17 protein-coding genes are annotated in these 18,841 nt (G+C 72.6%); 11 read left to right on the top strand and 6 right to left on the bottom strand.

Annotated features, from left to right (window positions below; genetic code table 11):
• The first annotated feature begins 53 nt into the window (after window positions 1-53).
• On the top strand, window positions 54-2,192 hold the full coding sequence (locus FHS34_RS24835; RefSeq protein ID WP_184969160.1) for a tetratricopeptide repeat protein: 2,139 nt from the start codon (window positions 54-56) through the stop codon (window positions 2,190-2,192).
• 128 nt (window positions 2,193-2,320) lie between these two features.
• Here the strand turns inward: FHS34_RS24835 and FHS34_RS24830 are convergent, their stop codons facing one another.
• Window positions 2,321-4,726: a Tex family protein gene (locus FHS34_RS24830; protein ID WP_184969158.1), complete on the bottom strand. Its 2,406-nt coding sequence runs from the start codon at window positions 4,724-4,726 to the stop codon at window positions 2,321-2,323.
• Between the two features lie 102 nt (window positions 4,727-4,828).
• Window positions 4,829-4,960 (bottom strand): LPFR motif small protein, encoded by a 132-nt coding sequence (locus FHS34_RS43500; RefSeq protein WP_308288329.1) that lies wholly within the window; start codon window positions 4,958-4,960, stop codon window positions 4,829-4,831.
• Window positions 4,961-5,100: 140 nt separating this feature from the next.
• Here FHS34_RS43500 and FHS34_RS24825 point away from each other — a divergent pair, with 140 nt between their 5' ends.
• Together FHS34_RS24825 and FHS34_RS24820 are read left to right on the top strand one after the other, a co-directional pair.
• Complete coding sequence (locus tag FHS34_RS24825; RefSeq protein ID WP_184969156.1) at window positions 5,101-6,060, top strand: GlxA family transcriptional regulator; 960 nt, start codon at window positions 5,101-5,103, stop codon at window positions 6,058-6,060.
• A 44-nt stretch (window positions 6,061-6,104) separates the two neighbouring features.
• Window positions 6,105-6,740, top strand: a complete 636-nt coding sequence (locus FHS34_RS24820) for a DJ-1/PfpI family protein (RefSeq protein ID WP_184969154.1) — start codon at window positions 6,105-6,107, stop codon at window positions 6,738-6,740.
• On the opposite strand, the gene FHS34_RS24815 is transcribed toward FHS34_RS24820, so the two are convergent.
• Complete coding sequence (locus FHS34_RS24815; protein ID WP_184969152.1) at window positions 6,727-7,482, bottom strand: enoyl-CoA hydratase/isomerase family protein; 756 nt, start codon at window positions 7,480-7,482, stop codon at window positions 6,727-6,729. The genes FHS34_RS24820 and FHS34_RS24815 overlap by 14 nt on opposite strands.
• A gap of 236 nt (window positions 7,483-7,718) precedes the next feature.
• On the opposite strand from FHS34_RS24815, the gene FHS34_RS24810 reads away from it, so the two are divergent.
• Window positions 7,719-8,213 carry an ATP-binding protein gene (locus FHS34_RS24810; protein ID WP_184969625.1) on the top strand — a complete coding sequence of 165 codons (495 nt, stop codon included), beginning with the start codon at window positions 7,719-7,721 and terminating at the stop codon, window positions 8,211-8,213.
• A gap of 15 nt (window positions 8,214-8,228) precedes the next feature.
• Here the strand turns inward: FHS34_RS24810 and idi are convergent, their stop codons facing one another.
• The 3 genes from idi to galE form a co-directional block, all read right to left on the bottom strand.
• Complete coding sequence (idi, locus tag FHS34_RS24805) at window positions 8,229-8,822, bottom strand: isopentenyl-diphosphate Delta-isomerase (protein WP_184969150.1); 594 nt, start codon at window positions 8,820-8,822, stop codon at window positions 8,229-8,231.
• 176 nt (window positions 8,823-8,998) lie between these two features.
• Entirely contained in the window at window positions 8,999-9,940 is a 942-nt protein-coding gene (locus FHS34_RS24800) for a cation diffusion facilitator family transporter (RefSeq protein WP_184969148.1), read from the bottom strand.
• A 324-nt stretch (window positions 9,941-10,264) separates the two neighbouring features.
• Window positions 10,265-11,236, bottom strand: a complete 972-nt coding sequence (gene galE, locus FHS34_RS24795; RefSeq protein ID WP_184969146.1) for a UDP-glucose 4-epimerase GalE — start codon at window positions 11,234-11,236, stop codon at window positions 10,265-10,267.
• Window positions 11,237-11,501: 265 nt separating this feature from the next.
• Between galE and FHS34_RS24790 the strand changes: the two genes are divergently transcribed.
• The 7 genes from FHS34_RS24790 (at window position 11,502) to FHS34_RS24760 (ending at window position 18,601) form a co-directional block, all read left to right on the top strand.
• Entirely contained in the window at window positions 11,502-13,349 is a 1,848-nt protein-coding gene (locus FHS34_RS24790; protein WP_184969144.1) for a DUF5941 domain-containing protein, read from the top strand.
• Entirely contained in the window at window positions 13,346-14,098 is a 753-nt protein-coding gene (locus FHS34_RS24785) for a phosphocholine cytidylyltransferase family protein (RefSeq protein WP_184969142.1), read from the top strand. The genes FHS34_RS24790 and FHS34_RS24785 overlap by 4 nt, the downstream gene beginning before the upstream one ends.
• Window positions 14,086-15,147 (top strand): iron-containing alcohol dehydrogenase family protein, encoded by a 1,062-nt coding sequence (locus tag FHS34_RS24780; protein WP_184969140.1) that lies wholly within the window; start codon window positions 14,086-14,088, stop codon window positions 15,145-15,147. The genes FHS34_RS24785 and FHS34_RS24780 overlap by 13 nt, the downstream gene beginning before the upstream one ends.
• Complete coding sequence (locus FHS34_RS24775; protein ID WP_184969138.1) at window positions 15,125-15,904, top strand: CDP-alcohol phosphatidyltransferase family protein; 780 nt, start codon at window positions 15,125-15,127, stop codon at window positions 15,902-15,904. The genes FHS34_RS24780 and FHS34_RS24775 overlap by 23 nt, the downstream gene beginning before the upstream one ends.
• Window positions 15,901-16,785 (top strand): glycosyltransferase family 2 protein, encoded by an 885-nt coding sequence (locus FHS34_RS24770; RefSeq protein ID WP_184969136.1) that lies wholly within the window; start codon window positions 15,901-15,903, stop codon window positions 16,783-16,785. Before FHS34_RS24775 ends, FHS34_RS24770 begins: the two co-directional genes overlap by 4 nt.
• Before the next feature lie 105 nt (window positions 16,786-16,890).
• Window positions 16,891-17,820, top strand: a complete 930-nt coding sequence (locus tag FHS34_RS24765; protein ID WP_184969134.1) for an ABC transporter permease — start codon at window positions 16,891-16,893, stop codon at window positions 17,818-17,820.
• Window positions 17,813-18,601 carry an ABC transporter ATP-binding protein gene (locus FHS34_RS24760; protein ID WP_184969132.1) on the top strand — a complete coding sequence of 263 codons (789 nt, stop codon included), beginning with the start codon at window positions 17,813-17,815 and terminating at the stop codon, window positions 18,599-18,601. The genes FHS34_RS24765 and FHS34_RS24760 overlap by 8 nt, the downstream gene beginning before the upstream one ends.
• The last annotated feature ends 240 nt before the right edge of the window (window positions 18,602-18,841 follow it).

The raw sequence follows: 18,841 nt of genomic DNA, 5'->3' as shown, positions 1-18,841 counted from the left end.
GGGCTTCGAAGAGGCGGAGAGGCCCTGCGTGGCACCGGTTGGGGGAGGATCGGGTGCACACAGCACAGAGCGAGTCCCCGGGCGGCCCCCGGTACGGCGATCATGTCGACCTGCGCGACGGGCGGTTCTACGGCCCGGTGTCGTTGGGCGCGTCCCACCCGCAGCCGGCGGGCGGACCGGAGGTGCTGTCCGCCCTGCCGGCCGCGCCGGTCGGGTTCACCGGCAGGGAAGCCGAACTGGCCGCGCTCCTGCGGGGCTTACGCCCGCCCGACGGCACGGCGGCCCCGGGACCGGCCCGCCCGTGGGCGGTGACCGGACTCGGCGGCATCGGCAAGACGGCACTCGCGCTGCGCGCGGCCCATGCGGCCAGGGACGCGGGCTGGTTCTCCGGTGGGGTCCTCTTCCTCGACCTCGCCGGCTACGACGACGCCGCGGTGTCCCCGGCCAGAGCCGTCGCCTCCCTGCTGTACGCCCTGGGGGTCGGCAGCGCCCACCTGCCGTCGGAGGAGGTCGACCAGCACGCCCTGTACCTCAGCCGCCTCGCCACCCTCGCCGACCAGGGCAGGCGGGTGCTGCTGCTGTTCGACAACGTCCGCGAACCCGGGCAGCTCCCGCCGCTGCTGCCGGGCAGCGGCGCCCACCGCGTCGTCTTCACCTCCCGGGAGTCCCATCCCTCGCTGCCGGTCCGGGAGCTGTCGCTCGGTCCGCTGTGCCCGAGCGATTCCTCCGCGCTCATCGCCGAGGCGTTGCACGGGGACGACCGGCTGGAGCGGGAGGCGGACTCGGTCGGTGAACTGACCGTGCTGTGCGGGCACATGCCCCTCGCCCTCCAGATCGCCGCGGCGCTGCTGCGGCACCACCGCTCACGGGGCCGCGTCGCGTCCCTGGTCGAGGAGCTGCGCTCCGGGCACCGTCCCACCGGAACCCTGCGCGGCCCGGGGGTCGACCAGTACGGCAGGCCGCTGGCGCTGGCGCCCGTGTTCGAGGCGTCCATGCGCAGGCTGACGGCCGGCCGTGCGAGGGCCATGTGCCTGCTGGCGCAGATCGCGTGCGCGGACTACGACACGGACACGGCCGCGGTGGTCACCGGACTGCCGGCGTCCGAGACCCTCGACGTCCTCGACGACCTCGCGTGCGCGCACCTGGTGACCCGGGACCAGCCGGGCGACGAGGGCCGGGAGCGCTGGCACCTGCACGGGCTCGTCCGCAGCTACGCCTGCGCCCGGGCCGCCACGGACCCGGAGCTGGTCGCGGCGGCGCGCACGGCCCGGGCGCGCGTGCGCCGGCACTACGGCCGGCAGGCCGCGGAGTGCGCCCGCCACATGCCCTCTCCGGTGCACGACCCTTCCCCCGACGCCGTCCGCCGCCGCGAGGCCGCACTGGCCTGGTTCGACGGCGAGCACGCCAATCTCGTGGCGGCGGTGCTGTGGCCGGAGGACGACGAACCCGAGGCGCGGGTGGGCCTCGCCCTGAGCCTGGCCGGATACCTGCGCTGGCGGCGCTTCTTCGAGGACTGGATCGCCGTCGGCCGCGCGGCGCGTCCCCTCGCCCGCCGGCTCGGCGACGAGCGCGCCGAGGCCGCCGTCTGCAACCAGCTCGGCTCGGCCCTGTCGCGCGGGGGAGCCGCCGGTGAGGCCATCGAACCGCTCACCCGTGCCGCACACCTCTTCCGCCGTGTGGGCGACCCGACGGGCGAGGGCATGGCCTGGAACAACCTGGGGCTCGCCCAGCGCAGGTCCGGCGATCCGGGCCTGGCACTCGCCACCCACACCAGGGCCCGCGGCCGGTTCCGCGAACTGGGCGACCGCTGGAACGAGGGCCGGGCCCAGCACAACATCGGACTGGCCCTGGACGCCGGGGGACACCACGCCGAGGCGGCCGCCGCCTTCGTACTGGCCTGCGAACTCCACCGGGACCACGACCGCATCTACCACGGCGACTCCCTGAGCAGCCTCGGCTGGGCCCTGTACGCGACAGGCCGGACGGACGAGGCGATCGTCGCCCTCCAGGAGGCGCTGCGGATCCGGCGAGAGTACGACAACTGGTACGCGACCGGACTGACCGGATCGAATCTCACCCTGGCCCTGGAGGCGGCGGGCCGGTCGGCGGAGGCGGCCGAGGCGCGGGCCGCGGCCGACGAGGCGTGCGCCCGCGCGGGCACCCGGGCGATCGTCTACGGCCACCACCACTGACCGGTGACGGACGGCGTCCCCGCTGACCGTGACGGAAGATCCCCTCGCCCGCGGCCTGCCGAGGCCGGGCCGCGGGCCGGGCAGGACGGGCGGGGCCGTGCGACGTGCGCACGGCCCCGCCCGCCGGCTCAGCGCCGCTTGTCGTTCGAGTTCAGCAGCCCGGCACGCCGCAGCGCGTCCGCCATCGCGCTGTTGGCCGGTGCCGGAGCCTGCCGTCCACCGCGGTCGCCGCCGCGGCCCTGTCGCTGGCCGCCACTCTGCCGCTCGCCGCCGCCCTGCCGCTGCTGGGGCGGGCGGGCACCGCCGCCGCGCTGCTGCCGGCCGCCGCCCTGCCCCTGCTGCGCGGCCTCGTCGTCCAGCCGCAGGGTCAGGGCGATGCGCTTGCGCGGGATGTCCACGTCCAGGACCTTCACCCTGACGATGTCACCGGGCTTGGCGACATCGCGCGGGTCCTTGACGAACGACTTCGACATCGCCGACACGTGCACCAGGCCGTCCTGGTGGACGCCGATGTCCACGAAGGCGCCGAAGGCGGCCACGTTGGTGACGACGCCCTCCAGGATCATCCCCGTGGACAGGTCGGAGATCTTCTCCACGCCCTCCTTGAAGGTGGCCGTCCTGAAGGCCGGCCGCGGGTCGCGGCCCGGCTTCTCCAGTTCCCTGAGGATGTCGGTGACGGTCGGCAGACCGAAGGTGTCGTCGACGAAGTCGGCCGGCCGCAGGGAGCGCAGCACGCCCGTGTTGCCGATGAGGGACGCCACCTCCTGGCCCGCGGTCTTCACCATCCGGCGTACCACCGGATAGGCCTCGGGGTGCACGCTGGAGCCGTCCAGCGGGTCGTCGCCGCCGCGGATCCGCAGGAAGCCCGCGCACTGCTCGTACGCCTTCGGGCCGAGCCGCGCCACCTTCTTCAGCTCGGAGCGCGACCTGAACGGCCCGTTCGCGTCGCGGTGCGCCACGATGTTCTCGGCGAGACCCGAGGAGATGCCGGACACCCGCGACAGCAGCGGCACGGACGCGGTGTTGACGTCCACGCCGACGCCGTTCACACAGTCCTCGACGACCGCGTCCAGCGAACGGGACAGCTTCACCTCGGACAGGTCGTGCTGGTACTGACCGACCCCGATGGACTTCGGGTCGATCTTCACCAGCTCGGCCAGCGGGTCCTGCAGACGCCGCGCGATGGACACCGCGCCGCGCAGCGACACGTCCATGTCCGGCAGTTCCCGCGAGGCGTAACTCGACGCCGAGTACACGGACGCGCCGGCCTCGGACACCATGACCTTGGTGAGCTTCAGCTCCGGGTGCCTGGCGATCAGTTCACCGGCGAGCTTGTCGGTCTCCCGGGACGCCGTGCCGTTGCCGATGGCGACCAGGTCGACCGCGTGCTCCCGCGCCAGCCGCGCCAGCCGGGCGATCGCCTCGTCCCACTTGTTGGCCGGGACGTGCGGGTGGATCACGTCCGTGGCGACGACCTTGCCGGTCGCGTCGACCACGGCGACCTTCACGCCCGTACGGAAACCGGGGTCCAGGCCCAGCGTCGAGCGGGTGCCGGCCGGGGCGGCCAGCAGCAGGTCCCTGAGGTTCGCCGCGAACACGTTCACCGCCTCGTCCTCGGCGGCCGTCCGCAGCCTGAGCCGCAGGTCGATGCCGAGGTGGACCAGGATCCGGGTGCGCCAGGCCCAGCGGACCGTGTCCTTCAGCCACTTGTCGGCCGGGCGCCCCCGCTCGGCGATCCCGAACCTCGACGCGACGATGCCCTCGTACGACGAGGGACCGTCGGTGGCCTCCTCCGGCTCCAGGACGAGGTCCAGGACCTCCTCCTTCTCACCGCGCAGCATCGCCAGGATCCGGTGCGAGGGCAGCTCGGTGAACGGCTCGGCGAAGTCGAAGTAGTCGGCGAACTTGGCACCCGCCTCCTCCTTGCCGTCCCGCACCTTCGCGGCGAGCCGCCCGCGCACCCACATGCGCTCGCGCAGCTCGCCGATCAGGTCGGCGTCCTCGGAGAACCGCTCGGTGAGGATCGCCCGCGCGCCCTCCAGCGCGGCCTGCGCGTCGGCCACGCCCTTGTCCGCGTCCACGAACGCGGCGGCGGCCGCCGCCGGTTCGACCGACGGGTCGCCCAGCAGCCGCTCCGCGAGCGGCTCCAGGCCGGCCTCGCGCGCGATCTGCGCCTTGGTGCGCCGCTTTGGCTTGTAGGGGAGGTAGATGTCCTCCAGCCGCGCCTTGGTCTCGGCGCCGCGGATCTGCGCCTCCAGCTCCTCGGTGAGCTTGCCCTGCTCCCGCACCGACTCCAGGATCGAGGCCCGCCGCTCCTCCAGCTCCCGCAGATAGCGCAGCCGTTCCTCGAGCGTGCGCAGCTGCGCGTCGTCGAGCATCTCGGTCGCTTCCTTGCGGTAGCGAGCGATGAAGGGCACCGTCGAACCGCTGTCGAGCAGCTCCACCGCGGCCTTCACCTGCCGCTCACGTACGCCGAGCTCGCCGGCGATCCTGCCTTCGATGGATCCTGCTTCGATGGATCCGGGTGTCGTCACGTTCCCGTACCGCCTTCTCCACTGAGGTTGCGCGGCAATTGTGGCAGGTGACGCCGCCGAGCGGGGATCAGGGCGGTCTCCCGGCGGGGCGCCGGGCCGATGTCAGGCCCGGCGCCCGTGTGCGGAGGACGACGCTCCGCCGAACAGCCGGGCGACCGCCCGGAACGGCAGCGTGACCACCGTGGCGACGGCCCCGCCGGTCTGCCGCAGTACGTCTGCGATGGCACGGAACACGAGACTCTCCTTCCCGCCCGGTCCCGGTGACCGGTGCGGGATCCGGGTACCTCCGTGCGGCGCCACGGAACCCCCGGATGGCCGAAAAGGTGGGAAAGGCGTCGTTGCGGCCCTCCACGGGTCCGCGAACAATCGGGGTCATGGAGCAGCGAACCGTCCTCCTCACCCTCTTCGACGGCCTCCAGAGTCTCGACGTCACCGGACCGCTGGAGGTCTTCGCCGGAGCCGAGCTGTACGTCCCGGGCTCGTACCGGATCCGCACGGCCTCCGTGGACGGCGGGCCCGTACGCACCTCCAGCGGGCTGGCCCTCGTACCGGACGGGCCGCTGGCGGACACGGCGGATCCGCACACCCTGCTGGTGCCCGGCGGTCAGGGCAGCCGCGACCCGGACCCGCGGCTGGTGGAGTGGCTGCGCGTGCACGGCCCGCGGGCCCCGCGCCTGGTCTCCGTCTGCACCGGCGCCGTCCCGCTGGCCCGGGCCGGGCTCCTGGACGGCCGGCGCGTCACGACGCACTGGGCGTACTGCGAGCAGCTCGCCCGGGAACACCCCGCCGTCCGCGTCGACCCCGACCCCATCTTCGTCCGGGACGGGCACGTGGCCACCTCCGCCGGGGTCACCGCGGGCATCGACCTCGCCCTCGCGCTGGTCGAGGAGGACCTGGGCCGGGAGACGGCGCTGGCCGTCGCCCGCCAGCTCGTGGTGTTCCTGCGCAGGCCGGGCAACCAGGCGCAGTTCAGCGCCCAGCTGGCCGCCCAGACGGCCCGGCGGGAGCCCCTGCGGGACGTCCAGCAGTGGATCACCGAGCACCCGGACGGCGACCTCGGCGTGGAGGCGCTGGCCGCCCGTGCCACCCTCTCCCCGCGCCACTTCGCCCGGGCCTTCCAGGCCGAGACGGGGACGACACCCGGCCGGTACGTCGACCGGGTCCGCCTCGAACACGCGCGCCGCCTGCTGGAGGACACCACCGACGGTGTCGAGCAGGTCGCCCGCGCCAGCGGCTACGGCACACCGGAGGCCATGCGCCGTGCCTTCCTGCGCACCCTCGGCACCTCTCCCGCGGAGTACCGCCGCCGCTTCCGTCCGGCCCCCGTGACCTGACCCGGCCCGGCCTTCCGGCACCGCCCCGACGACAAGGAAAGCGCATGCAGATCGCCATCGTCCTCTACGACCGCTTCACCGCCCTCGACGCCGTCGGGCCCTACGAGACACTCGGCCGGCTCCCGGACGCCGAGACCGTGTTCGTCGCCGAGCGCACCGGGCCCGTCCGTTCCGACACCGGGTGCCTGGCGATCACCGCCGACCGGGCCCTGGCCGAGGTGCCGTCCCCGGACCTCGTGGTCGTGCCCGGCGGGCCGGGACAGACCCCGCAGATGGAGAACCCCGTGCTGCTGGACTGGCTGCGCGCGGCCGACGCCACCAGCACCTGGACCACCTCCGTGTGCACGGGGTCGCTGCTGCTGGGCGCGGCCGGGCTGCTGCGCGGCCGCCGCGCCACCTCGCACTGGCTCGCCCTGGACCTTCTGCGCGAATACGGGGCCGAGCCGACCGGCGAGCGGGTGGTCGTGGACGGCAAGTACGTCACCGCCGCGGGCGTGTCGTCCGGCATCGACATGGGCCTCACGCTCCTCGGCGTCATCGCCGGCGACGAACACGCCCAGGCCGTCCAGCTGCTGACCGAGTACGACCCCCAGCCGCCGTACGACGCCGGGTCGCCGCAGAAGGCACCCGCGCACCTCGTCGCGGAGTTCCGCGACGCGAGCCGCTTCAGCCTGACGTAGACACGCTCCAGGTGAAGCGCGGCTGCCTGCGCTCCAGGAACGCGGCGACTCCCTCCGCGGTGTCGCCGCTGCCGCGGGCCTGAGCGGTCCAGTGGGCGGCCCGGTCGGTGCGGCCGTCGGCGAACTCCTTGGCCGCGGCCTGGGTGAGCTGCGAGCGGGACACCAGGACCCGGGTCAGCTCGGCGATCCGCTTGTCCAGCTCGCCCTCGGGCAGCACCTCGTCCACCAGGCCGGTGCCCAGCGCCCGCCGGGCGTCGATCAACTCGGCCGTGAACAGCAGGTACTTGGCGGTGGCCGGGCCGACCAGGGAGACCAGGCGGCGGGTCGAGGAGGCCGGATAGACGACGCCGAGCCGCGCCGGGGTCACGCCGAACAGCGCGCCTTCCTCCGCCAGCCGCAGATCACAGGCCGCGGCCAGCTGGGCCCCGCCTCCCACGCAGTGCCCGCGCACCGCGGCGACGGTCGGCTTCGGGAACGCGGCCAGGGCCTCCTCGGCCGCCACCGCGAGGGCGGGTGCCTCCTCCGGTGAGCCCTGGAGCGTGGAGATGTCGGCGCCCGCGCAGAAGGTGCCGCCCTCGCCGGTGAGCACCAGCGCCCGGACACCGGGATCACGGGCCAACGCGTCCAGCATCGGGGGGAGGGCACGCCACATCGCCGTCGTCATGGCATTGCGCTTGGCGGGATGACGGATCACCACGGTGGCGACGGAGTCGGTGACCTGGTGGGACAGCTGGGGCTCCATGCGGCGGATCGTAGCGGAGGGCCTCCGCGCCGCGGCAGGCCGAACCCGTACAACCCGACTAGTTCGCGAACCGGCGTCCAGGGAACAGGATCAGTCCCATCCGCGACCGGCTCATGCGCAGTCGGTCAGAAACCGTTCGATACCCGCTGACTTGTGTTCAGGTATCCGGGCGGGAGCGCATCGTTACCAACACTCGACGTGTGGTGACAATCGAGCGCGAGGGTGGCGACCGGACGATGGACAACCACGGGCGCGGGGACGGCCCGCGCCCGGCGGGGAGCGGCGAACGGCCACCGGACCCCCTGCCGTACGAAGGCGTCTGGCGGTTCACCGCGGCCGCGGTGGACGCCTCGGTTCCGCAGGCCCGGCACGGCGTACGGGACCTGCTGCTGCGCCAGGGCGTGCCGGTCTCCGACGACCTGGTGCACGGCCTGCTGCTGATCGTCTCCGAGCTGGTCACCAACGCGGTACGGCATGCGGCGCTGCTGTCGCCGGTGCTCGCCGTGGAGGTGGCGGTGGGAGCCGAGTGGGTGCGGGTGTCCGTGGAGGACAACCATCCCTACCGGCCGACCGCCCTGGAGGCCGACCACGGCCAGACCGGCGGCCGGGGACTGCTCCTGGTCCGCGAGGTGGCCCGGGAAGCGGGCGGCGTGGTCGACGTGGAGCACACCGCGAGCGGCGGCAAGGTGATCTGGGCCGCCCTGCCGCTCAAGCCCGCGGCGCTCCCCTGAACCGGACCGGGCAGGTCACCAGCCGGCGGACGGGCCTGTCAGCTCCCTGACGGCCGGGCGGGCCGCGTCCAGCACGGTCATGAACCAGGCCGAGAACGGGTCGCGGGCGTGCCGCTCGGCCAGCTCGGCCGCCGTCACGAAGGCGGTCGAGGCGACCTCCTCCGGGTCCGGGCCGAGCGGTGCCTGCACCAGGCCGACGAACAGGTGATTGAACTCCTGCTCCACGAGGCCCGAGGCGGGGTCCGGGTGGTTGTAACGGACCGTGCCGGCCTCCGCCAGCAGCGACGGCGACACGCCCAGCTCCTCGTACGTGCGCCGGGCGGCCGCCGCGAACGGGGCCTCACCGGGGTACGGGTGACCGCAGCAGGTGTTGGACCACACACCGGGGGAGTGGTACTTGCCGAGCGCCCGCTGCTGGAGGAGCAGCCGGCCCTGTTCGTCGAAGAGGAACACCGAGAACGCCCGGTGCAGCTGCCCCGGCGGCTGATGCGCGGTGAGCTTCTCCGCGGTGCCGATCGTCACACCCTTCTCGTCGACCAGTTCCAGCAAAATCGCCTCTGCGGTGCCGTTCGACGAGCTGTGCGTCGCGGTGGCAGGTGTGATCGGCATACCCATCCTTCGCTTCGGTCCTAGCACCCCAAGTCTGCCGTACGAATCCGGCACTCCCGGCACGTCCGCGCGTACGCGCGCGGCGCGGCACCGGGAGCCGGACCCGGTAGATCATCGTGCCCGGCGTCCGCCGCCGGGAACCGTCCGGGGGTGCGCCGAACGGCAGTCCGTACGGGTCAGTGGCACAGCCGCGCCTCGTGCTCCGCGTGCCCGCCCGGCTCCAGCTGGAAGGTGCAGTGCTCCACGTCGAAGTGGTGGCCGAGGCAGCCCTGCAGCTCGTGCAGCATCTTCTCGTTCCCTATGGCGTTCAGCACCTCGGAGCTGACCACCACGTGCGCCGAGAGCACCGGCATGCCCGAGGTGATCGTCCAGGCGTGCAGGTCGTGCACGTCCTCCACGCCGTCCAGCGCCAGGATGTGCGATCGGACCTCCGCCATGTCGACCCCCTTGGGGGCCGCCTCCAGCAGCACGTCCAGCGTCTCGCGCAGCAGCTTCAGCGTGCGCGGCACGATCATCAGACCGATGATCAGCGAGGCGATCGGGTCGGCCGCCTGCCAGCCGGTGGTCAGGATCACCGTCGCCGAGAGCAGCACCGCCACCGAGCCCAGTGCGTCCGCGGCCACCTCCAGGAAGGCGCCGCGCACGTTCAGGCTCTCCTTCTGTCCCCGCATCAGCAGGAGCAGCGAGACGGAGTTCGCGAACAGGCCGATCAGACCGAACACGATCATCAGGCCGCCCCGGGTCTGCGCGGGCTCGGCGAACCGCTGCGCCGCCTCGTACAGGACGTATCCGCCGACCCCGAGCAGCAGCAGGCAGTTGGCCAGGGCGGCGAGGATCTCGGCCCGGGCGTAGCCGAAGGTGCGGTTGGTGCTCGGCGGGCGGTTGGCGAAGTGGACGGCGAGCAGCGCCATGCCGAGGCCCACCGCGTCGGTCGCCATGTGCGCGGCGTCCGCGATCAGCGCGAGCGAGTCCGCGAGGAGGCCGCCGGCGATCTCGACGACCATGATCGTGAGGGTGATGCCGAGCGCGATCCGCAGCCGGCCCCGGTACGCGGCCGTGGCCGTACCCGGAGCCGGCGCGTGGGAGTGCGCATGTCCGTGGTCGTGCCCTGCCCCCATGACTACCGCCTTCCGTGTACCTGCCCGGAGGCCCAGTCAACTACGGGTGGGGGGTATCTGGCAACGCGGCACTGAACACCGTTGTCATGTGCCCTGACCTGCGGAAACGTTCCGCAGGTCAGAAGGGGGGACGCCCCCGCGACCAGCGATGCCGGGCATGTCGGCCGGCTTGCGGGCCGGAGACGGCCACATCGGATCAGGTGCGGGCCGACGGCCGGCCGTGCCGCCTCACGCGCCGGCCGGGGGCCGGCCGTGCCGGCTCACCCACCGGTCCGGTGGCGCCGGCCACCCGCGTCCGGACCGGTCCGCCGGCCGTGCCCGCGGCTATCCGCCGTGGTGCAGGCGCCAGCCCGCCCATGCCGACTCGATCATCTCCCGTACCCCGCGGCCGGCCCGCCAGCCCAGCGTCTCGGCGGCCCGCTCGGCCGAGGCCACCGCGCGCGGCGCGTCCCCCGGGCGGCGGCCCTCGACCAGGGCCGCCCGGCGGTCACCGGTGACCTCGCCGATGAGGGTGATCAGCTCGCGCACCGAGACCCCCTCGCCCCGGCCGATGTTCAGGGTCAGATCGCCGCCGAGATCCCCCGCGGCGAGCCGCCGCGCCGCCGCCAGGTGGGCCTCCGCGAGATCGGCGACGTGGATGTAGTCCCGGACACAGGTGCCGTCCGGCGTCGGATAGTCGTCGCCGAAGATCCGCGGCGCCTCGTCACGGGTGAGCCGGTCGAAGACCATCGGCACGATGTTGAACACACCGGTGTCCGCGAGCTCCGGCGCCGCCGCGCCCGCCACGTTGAAGTAGCGCAGGCAGACCGTCGAGACACCGTGCGCCCGCCCGGCCGCCCGCACCAGCCACTCCCCGGCCAGCTTGGTCTCGCCGTACGGGTTGACCGGGGCGCACGGGGTGTCCTCGGTGATCAGGTCCACGTCCGGGTTGCCGTACACCGCCGCCGACGAGGAGAACACCAGCCGTCCGACGCCCGCCTCCGCGACGGCGTCCAGCAGCGTGGCCAGACCGCCCACGTTCTCCCGGTAGTAGCGGGTGGGCCGGGCCACCGACTCCGCGACCTGCTTGCGCGCCGCGAGATGGACGACGCCCGTCACGCCGTACTCGGCGAAGACGCGCTTCAGCAGCGGCCCGTCCAGCGTCGAACCCCGGACCAGCGGCACGTCCGCCGGCAGCCGCGCGGGCACCGCGGCCGACAGGTCGTCCAGCGCGACGACACTCTCCCCGGCGCCCGCCATGACCCGTGCCACATGCGCCCCGATGTATCCGGCTCCGCCGGTGATCAGCCACGTCATGGTCGTCCACCCTATGCCGAGCCGCCCCGTGTCCCGGATGCCCGGGTCTGCGCCCTCGGGTTTGTGAGCCGGGCCCGGGATCCCCGATGATGATCGCGGCAAAGGTCCGGTCAGCCCTCGTGGGCCGGGCCGTGAACGGCCGGTGAACACGGACTCCGGCCCATCCGATAGCCTCTGCCGACATGCCGCCCGGGTGCCGCAGGCAGGGCGCCCCATCACGCAGAAGACCGGCGCCCGCGCGTCGGCACCCAGGGAGTGAGTTCGGTTGTCGACGGCCATCGTCACCGGTCAGCCGGTCCCCGGATCGACACTGGAGAACGATCTGGGGTCCCTCGGCTTCGACGTGCGCGTGGCCGCCGACGCCGCCGAGGCGGAGAGCCTGCTCGCGGCCGTGCCGGCCGACCGGCGCGTGGCCCTGGTCGACGCCCGCTTCGTCGGCCACCCGCACGCGCTGCGCCTCGGCCTGACCGACCCGCGCTTCCCGCTCGCCGCCGTCCCGGGCGCCGTCACCGCCCAGCCGGCCGCCCGGCAGCAGCTCACCCGGGCCATGGCCCGCGAGACCTCCGCGGACGGCGCCACCCCCGTCGAGGACCCGGCCCCGCTCGGCCCGGGCGGCGCCCCGGTGCTCGCGGTGGACAGCCTCCCCGACCGCGTCGTCGCCGCCCTCGACGCCGACGGCGGCGCGGTGCACCGGCCCGAGCTGGGCAGCCTGGTCGCCGCCGTGCCGGCCGACCCGCAGGCCCGCAACGAGGTCCGGCAGGCCGTCGCCGCCGTCGACGACGAGGCCGTACGCCTGAAGTCGGCCGTGAAGTCCCGCGACGGCTTCTTCACCACGTTCTTCATCAGCCCCTACTCGCGCTACATCGCGCGCTGGTGCGCCCGCCGCGGCCTCACCCCGAACCAGGTCACCACCGCCTCGCTGCTCACCGCGCTCATCGCGGCCGGCTGCGCGGCGACCGGCACCCGCGGCGGCTTCGTCGCGGCCGGCGTGCTGCTCATCGCCTCCTTCGTCCTGGACTGCACCGACGGCCAGCTCGCCCGTTACGCCCTGAAGTACTCCACGCTCGGCGCCTGGCTGGACGCCACCTTCGACCGGGCCAAGGAGTACGCCTACTACGCCGGCCTCGCCCTCGGCGCGGCCCGCGGCGGCGACGACGTCTGGGCCCTCGCCCTCGGCGCGATGATCCTGCAGACCTGCCGGCACGTGGTCGACTTCTCCTTCAACGAGGCCAATCACGACGCCACCGCCAACACCAGCCCCACCGCCGCCCTCTCCGACAAGCTCGACAGCGTCGGCTGGACGGTCTGGGTGCGGCGGATGATCGTCCTGCCGATCGGCGAGCGCTGGGCGATGATCGCGGTCCTCACGGCGGTCACGACCCCGCGGATCACCTTCTACGTCCTGCTCGCCGGCTGCGCCTTCGCCGCGACGTACACCACGGCGGGGCGGGTGCTGCGGTCGCTGACGCGGAAGGCCGAGCGCACGGACCGGGCCGCGCGGGCGCTGGCGGACCTGACGGACACCGGGCCGCTCGCCGCCACCGGGGCCGAGAGGCTGGGCCGCCGTTCCGCCCGGCATGCCTTCGCCGCGCCGCTGTGGGCGGCGGTCGGCGCCGTGGTGCTCCTGATCGACGTCTCCCTGCGGTCCTTCGGGAACTGGCAGACGGTGGTCGGCGCACTCGTCTATGTCGCCACCTCGGGCCGTGCCGTCGCCCGCTCCCTCAAGGGTCCGCTCGACTGGCTGGTCCCGCCCGTGTTCCGCGCCGCCGAGTACTGCACCGTTCTGATCCTCGCCGCCCGGGCGGAGGTGAACGGAGCCCTTCCAGCGGCTTTCGGCCTGGTGGCCGCAGTCGCCTACCATCACTACGACACGGTGTACCGCATCCGCGGTGACGCCGGAGCGCCCCCGGCCTGGCTGGTGCGCGCCATCGGGGGGCACGAGGGACGGACGCTGCTCGTCACCGTCCTGGCCGTGGTGCTCACCGCCGCGCAGTTCACGGTCGCGCTCACGGTCCTCGCCGTGGCCGTCGCCCTCGTGGTGCTCGTCGAGAGCATCCGCTTCTGGGTGTCCGCTGGGGCACCCGCCGTACACGACGAAGGAGAACCCGCATGATCGGCCTCGTGCTGGCGGCCGGCGCCGGACGGCGTCTGCGCCCCTACACCGACAGCCTGCCCAAGGCGCTGGTGCCGGTGGGGCCCGCGGGCATAGAGGACTCGATCACCGTCCTCGACCTGACCCTCGGCAACTTCGCCGAGATCGGGCTGACCGAGGTCGCGATCATCGTCGGCTACCGCAAGGAGGCCGTCTACGAGCGCAAGGCGGCCCTGGAGCAGAAGTACGGCCTCAAGCTCACCCTGATCGACAACGACAAGGCCGAGGAGTGGAACAACGCCTACTCCCTGTGGTGCGGCCGTGACGCCCTCAAGGACGGCGTGATCCTCGCCAACGGCGACACCGTCCACCCGGTCTCCGTCGAGAAGACCCTGCTCGCCGCCCGCGGCGAGGGCAAGAGGATCATCCTCGCCCTGGACACGGTGAAGAGCCTGGCCGACGAGGAGATGAAGGTCGTCGTCGACCCCGGGAAGGGCATGACGAAGATCACCAAGCTGATGGACCCGGCCGAGGCCACCGGCGAGTACATCGGCGTCACCCTGATCGAGGGCGACGCCGCCCCCGAGCTCGCCGACGCGCTGAAGACGGTCTGGGAGACCGACCCGCAGCAGTTCTACGAGCACGGCTACCAGGAGCTGGTCGACCGCGGCTTCCGGATCGACGTGGCGCCGATCGGCGACGTCAAGTGGGTCGAGATCGACAACCACGACGATCTCGCCCGCGGACGGGAGATCGCGTGCCAGTACTGACGAGGCTCATCCCCTCGCCGGTCGTCGTGGACATCCGCCCGGGTGCCCTGGACGACCTGGCGTGCGTGCTCGCCGACGAGCGCATCTCGCAGTCCGGCCGGCTCGCCATCGCCGTCAGCGGCGGTTCGGGCGCCCGGCTGCGCGAGCGGATCGCGCCGACCCTGCCCGGCGCGAGCTGGTACGAGGTCGGCGGCGGCACCATCGACGACGCGGTCCGGCTGGCGGGCGACATAAAGGCCGGCCGTTACGACGCGGTCGTGGGCCTCGGCGGCGGGAAGATCATCGACTGCGCGAAGTTCGCGGCGGCCCGGGTCGGCCTGCCGCTCGTCGCCGTCGCCACCAACCTCGCCCACGACGGCCTGTGCTCGCCGGTCGCCACCCTCGACAACGACGCGGGCCGCGGCTCGTACGGCGTGCCGAACCCGATCGCGGTGGTCATCGACCTCAACGTGATCCGCGAGGCACCCGCCCGGTTCGTGCGCTCCGGCATCGGCGACGCCGTCTCCAACATCTCCGCGGTCGCGGACTGGGAGCTGGCCAACCAGGTCAACGGCGAGAAGATCGACGGCCTGGCCGCCGCCATGGCCCGGCAGGCCGGCGAGGCGGTGCTCCGGCACCCGGGCGGCGTCGGCGACGACGGCTTCCTCCAGGTGCTGGCCGAGTCGCTGGTCCTCACGGGCATCGCCATGTCCGTGTCGGGCGACTCCCGCCCCTCCTCCGGCGCCTGCCACGAGATCAATCACGCCTTCGACCTGCTCTACCCCAAGCGCGCCGCCGCCCACGGCGAGCAGTGCGGCCTCGGCGCGGCCTTCGCGATGTACCTGCGCGGTGCCCACGAGGAGTCGGCGTACATGGCCCAGGTGCTGCGCCGGCACGGGCTGCCGGTGCTGCCGGAGGAGATCGGCTTCACGGTGGACGAGTTCGTCCGCGCGGTGGAGTTCGCTCCGGAGACCCGGCCCGGCCGCTACACGATCATCGAACACCTCGACCTCAAGACGAACCAGATCAAGGACATCTACGCCGACTATGTCAAGGCCATCGGTAGCTGAACTCCGTCCGGTCGTCCACCCCGCGGGGGTGAAGGACCGGCGCAGCGGTGAGCACTGGATGGGACGCCTCTACATGCGTGAGGTGTCCCTGCGGGTCGACCGCTACCTGGTGAACACCAGGGTCACGCCCAACCAGCTCACGTACCTGATGACCGTCTTCGGCGTGCTCGCGGCCCCGGCGCTCCTGGTGCCGGGGATCTGGGGCGCCGTGCTCGGCGTGGTGTGCGTCCAGATGTACCTGCTGCTGGACTGCGTCGACGGCGAGATCGCGCGCTGGAAGAAGCAGTACTCGCTGAACGGGGTCTACCTGGACCGCGTCGGCGCCTATCTGACCGACGCGGCCGTGCTGGTCGGCCTCGGCCTGCGCGCCGCCGACCTGTGGGGCAGCGGCCGTATCGACTGGCTGTGGGCCTTCCTGGGCACCCTCGCCGCGCTCGGCGCGATCCTCATCAAGGCCGAGACCGACCTGGTCGGCGTCGCCCGGCACCAGGCCGGCAAGCCGCCGGTCAAGGAGGCCGCCGCCGAGATGCGCAGCTCCGGCATGGCGCTGGCCCGCCGTGCCGCCGCCGCGTTCAAGTTCCACCGGCTGATCCTCGGCATCGAGGCCTCGCTGCTCATCCTGCTCCTGGCGATCGTGGACCAGGCCCGCGGCGACCTGTTCTTCACCCGTCTCGGCACGGCCGTCCTCGCCGGCATCGCGATGCTCCAGACCCTGCTGCACCTGGTGTCCATCCTCGCCTCCAGCAGGCTGAAGTGAGCGCGCCCATGAAGGTCGGCGTCGTCGTCATCACCATGGGCAACCGGCCCGACGAGCTGCGGGCCCTGCTCGACTCGGTCGCCAAGCAGGACGGCGACCGGGCCGAGGTGGTCGTGGTCGGCAACGGCTCGCCCGTCCCGGACGTGCCCGACGCCGTACGGACCCTGGAGCTGCCCGAGAACCTGGGCATCCCCGGCGGGCGCAACGTCGGTATAGAGGCCTTCGGGCCGGGCGGCCGTGATGTCGACATATTGCTCTTCCTGGACGACGACGGCCTGCTCGCCCGCCACGACACCGCCGAGCTGTGCCGCGAGGCGTTCGCGGCGGACCCCGAGCTCGGCATCATCAGCTTCCGCATCGCCGACCCCGAGACCGGCGAGACCCAGCGCCGGCACGTGCCCCGGCTGCGTGCCTCCGACCCGATGCGCTCCTCCCGGGTCACCACCTTCCTCGGTGGCGCCAATGCCGTCCGCACCCGCGTCTTCGCGGAGGTCGGCGGGCTGCCGGACGCGTTCTTCTACGCGCACGAGGAAACCGACCTGGCATGGCGGGCCCTCGACGCCGGCTGGATGATCGACTACCGGTCCGACATGGTGCTGTACCACCCGACCACCGCGCCCTCGCGGCACGCGGTCTACCACCGCATGGTCGCCCGCAACCGCGTCTGGCTCGCCCGCCGCAACCTCCCGGCCCCCCTGGTCCCGGTCTACCTCGGGGTCTGGCTGCTGCTCACCCTGCTCCGCCGCCCCTCGCGGCCGGCCCTGAGGGCCTGGTTCGGCGGCTTCCGGGAAGGCTGGACCACCCCGTGCGGTCCCCGCCGCCCGATGCGGTGGCGTACGGTGTGGCGACTCACCCGACTGGGCCGTCCCCCGGTCATCTGACAAGCTCGACCCCGAGAGGGCCGCGACTGTCGGACACCTCATGGACACGCATCCGCCGACGAGGCGGCGCGCAGCAGACGAACCCGAAGACGAAAGTTTCCCCCTGTGAGTGAGACCACGCACGACGGCACGGTCGCGGTCACCGCGGCCCCGTCGCCCGACGCGGGACTGACGGCGGCCGAGCTGGCCGCGAAGTACGGGCTCTCCGTGAGCGGCGCCCGGCCCTCGCTCGGGGAGTACATCCGGCAGCTGTGGGGGCGCCGCCACTTCATCCTCGCCTTCTCCCAGGCGAAGCTGACCGCCCAGTACAGCCAGGCCAAGCTCGGCCAGCTCTGGCAGGTGGCCACGCCGCTGCTGAACGCGGCCGTGTACTACTTCATCTTCGGCGTCATCCTGCACGCCAGCCGGGGCCTGTCCCGGGACGTGTACATCCCGTTCCTGGTCACGGGCGTGTTCGTGTTCACCTTCACGCAGAGCTCGGTCATGTCGGGCGTCCGCGCGATCTCCGGCAACCTCGGCCTCGTGCGCGCCCTGCACTTCCCGCGCGCCTCGCTGCCCGTCTCCTTCTCGCTGCAGCAGCTCCAGCAGCTGCTCTTCTCGATGATCGTGATGTTCATCGTGGCGATCGGCTTCGGCAGCTACCCGGGCCCGTCCTGGCTCCTGATCGTCCCGGTGCTGGTGCTGCAGTTCCTGTTCAACACCGGGCTCGCGATGATCGTGGCCCGGATGGGCGCCAAGACGCCGGACCTCGCCCAGCTGATGCCGTTCCTGCTGCGCACGTGGATGTACGCCTCCGGCGTCATGTTCTCCATCAGCACGATGATGGAGGGCCGTCCCGAGTGGGTGGTCCGCCTGCTCCAGGTGAACCCGGCCGCCGTCTACATGGACCTGATGCGCTTCGCGCTGATCGACGGCTACAGCGCCTCGAACCTGCCGCCGCACGTGTGGGCCATCGCCCTGTTCTGGGCCGTGGCCGTCTTCGCCGGCGGTTTCGTGTACTTCTGGAAGGCGGAGGAGCGGTACGGCCGTGGCTGAGCAGAACACCAGGGACCCGCGCCCGACGGTCATCGCGGACGAGCTGCACATCGTCTACCGGGTCAACGGCGCCAAGACCGGCAAGGGCAGCGCTACGGCGGCCCTGAGCCGCATCCTCAGGCGGGGCTCCGACGACGCGGCGCGGGGCGTGCGCAAGGTGCACGCCGTGCGCGGTGTGTCGTTCACCGCCTACCGCGGCGAGGCCGTCGGCCTGATCGGCTCCAACGGCTCCGGCAAGTCCACCTTGCTGCGTGCCATCGCCGGCCTGCTGCCGGCGGAGAAGGGCAAGGTCTACACCGACGGCCAGCCGTCCCTGCTGGGCGTGAACGCGGCCCTGATGAACGACCTCACGGGCGAGCGGAACGTCATTCTCGGCGGTCTCGCCATGGGCATGTCCCGGGAGCAGATCAAGGAGCGCTACCAGGACATCGTCGACTTCTCCGGCATCAACGAAAAGGGCGATTTCATCACCCTGCCGATGCGCACGTACTCCTCCGGCATGGCGGCCCGGCTGCGTTTCTCCATCGCCGCCGCCAAGGACCATGACGTCCTCATGATCGACGAGGCGCTGGCGACCGGTGACCGCAAGTTCCAGAAGCGTTCCGAAGAACGGATCCGGGAACTGCGCAAAGAGGCCGGAACGGTCTTTCTGGTCAGTCACAACAACAAGTCCATCCGTGACACCTGCAACCGCGTGCTGTGGCTGGAGCGCGGTGAACTGCGGATGGACGGACCGACCGACGAGGTCCTGAAGGAGTACGAGAAGTTCACGGGGAAGTGACCCGTTTCGGCGCAGTACGGACAGGGCCCCGCCGGAATTCGTCCGGCGGGGCCCTCCGTCCGCAAAGGAAACGTCAACTCGCACTGCTGCAAGGAATCTTGGAGCCAATCGGTGTGTTGTTGTGATGCGCAGGACACCCCGACGGTCCGTACTGCGTTGTACAACGTAAGCTGTACCGGTGCCGGAAACCGGCAAGTGGGGCGAAAATGCGCGCCGCCCTTCCTGGGGGTGTCCCTGCGC

The sequence above is a fragment of the Streptomyces echinatus genome, from assembly GCF_014203595.1.
GTDB classification, from domain to species: Bacteria; Actinomycetota; Actinomycetes; order Streptomycetales; family Streptomycetaceae; genus Streptomyces; species Streptomyces echinatus.
Note: the sequence above shows the minus strand (reverse complement) of the source record. Positions and strands in the feature narration are given on the sequence as shown.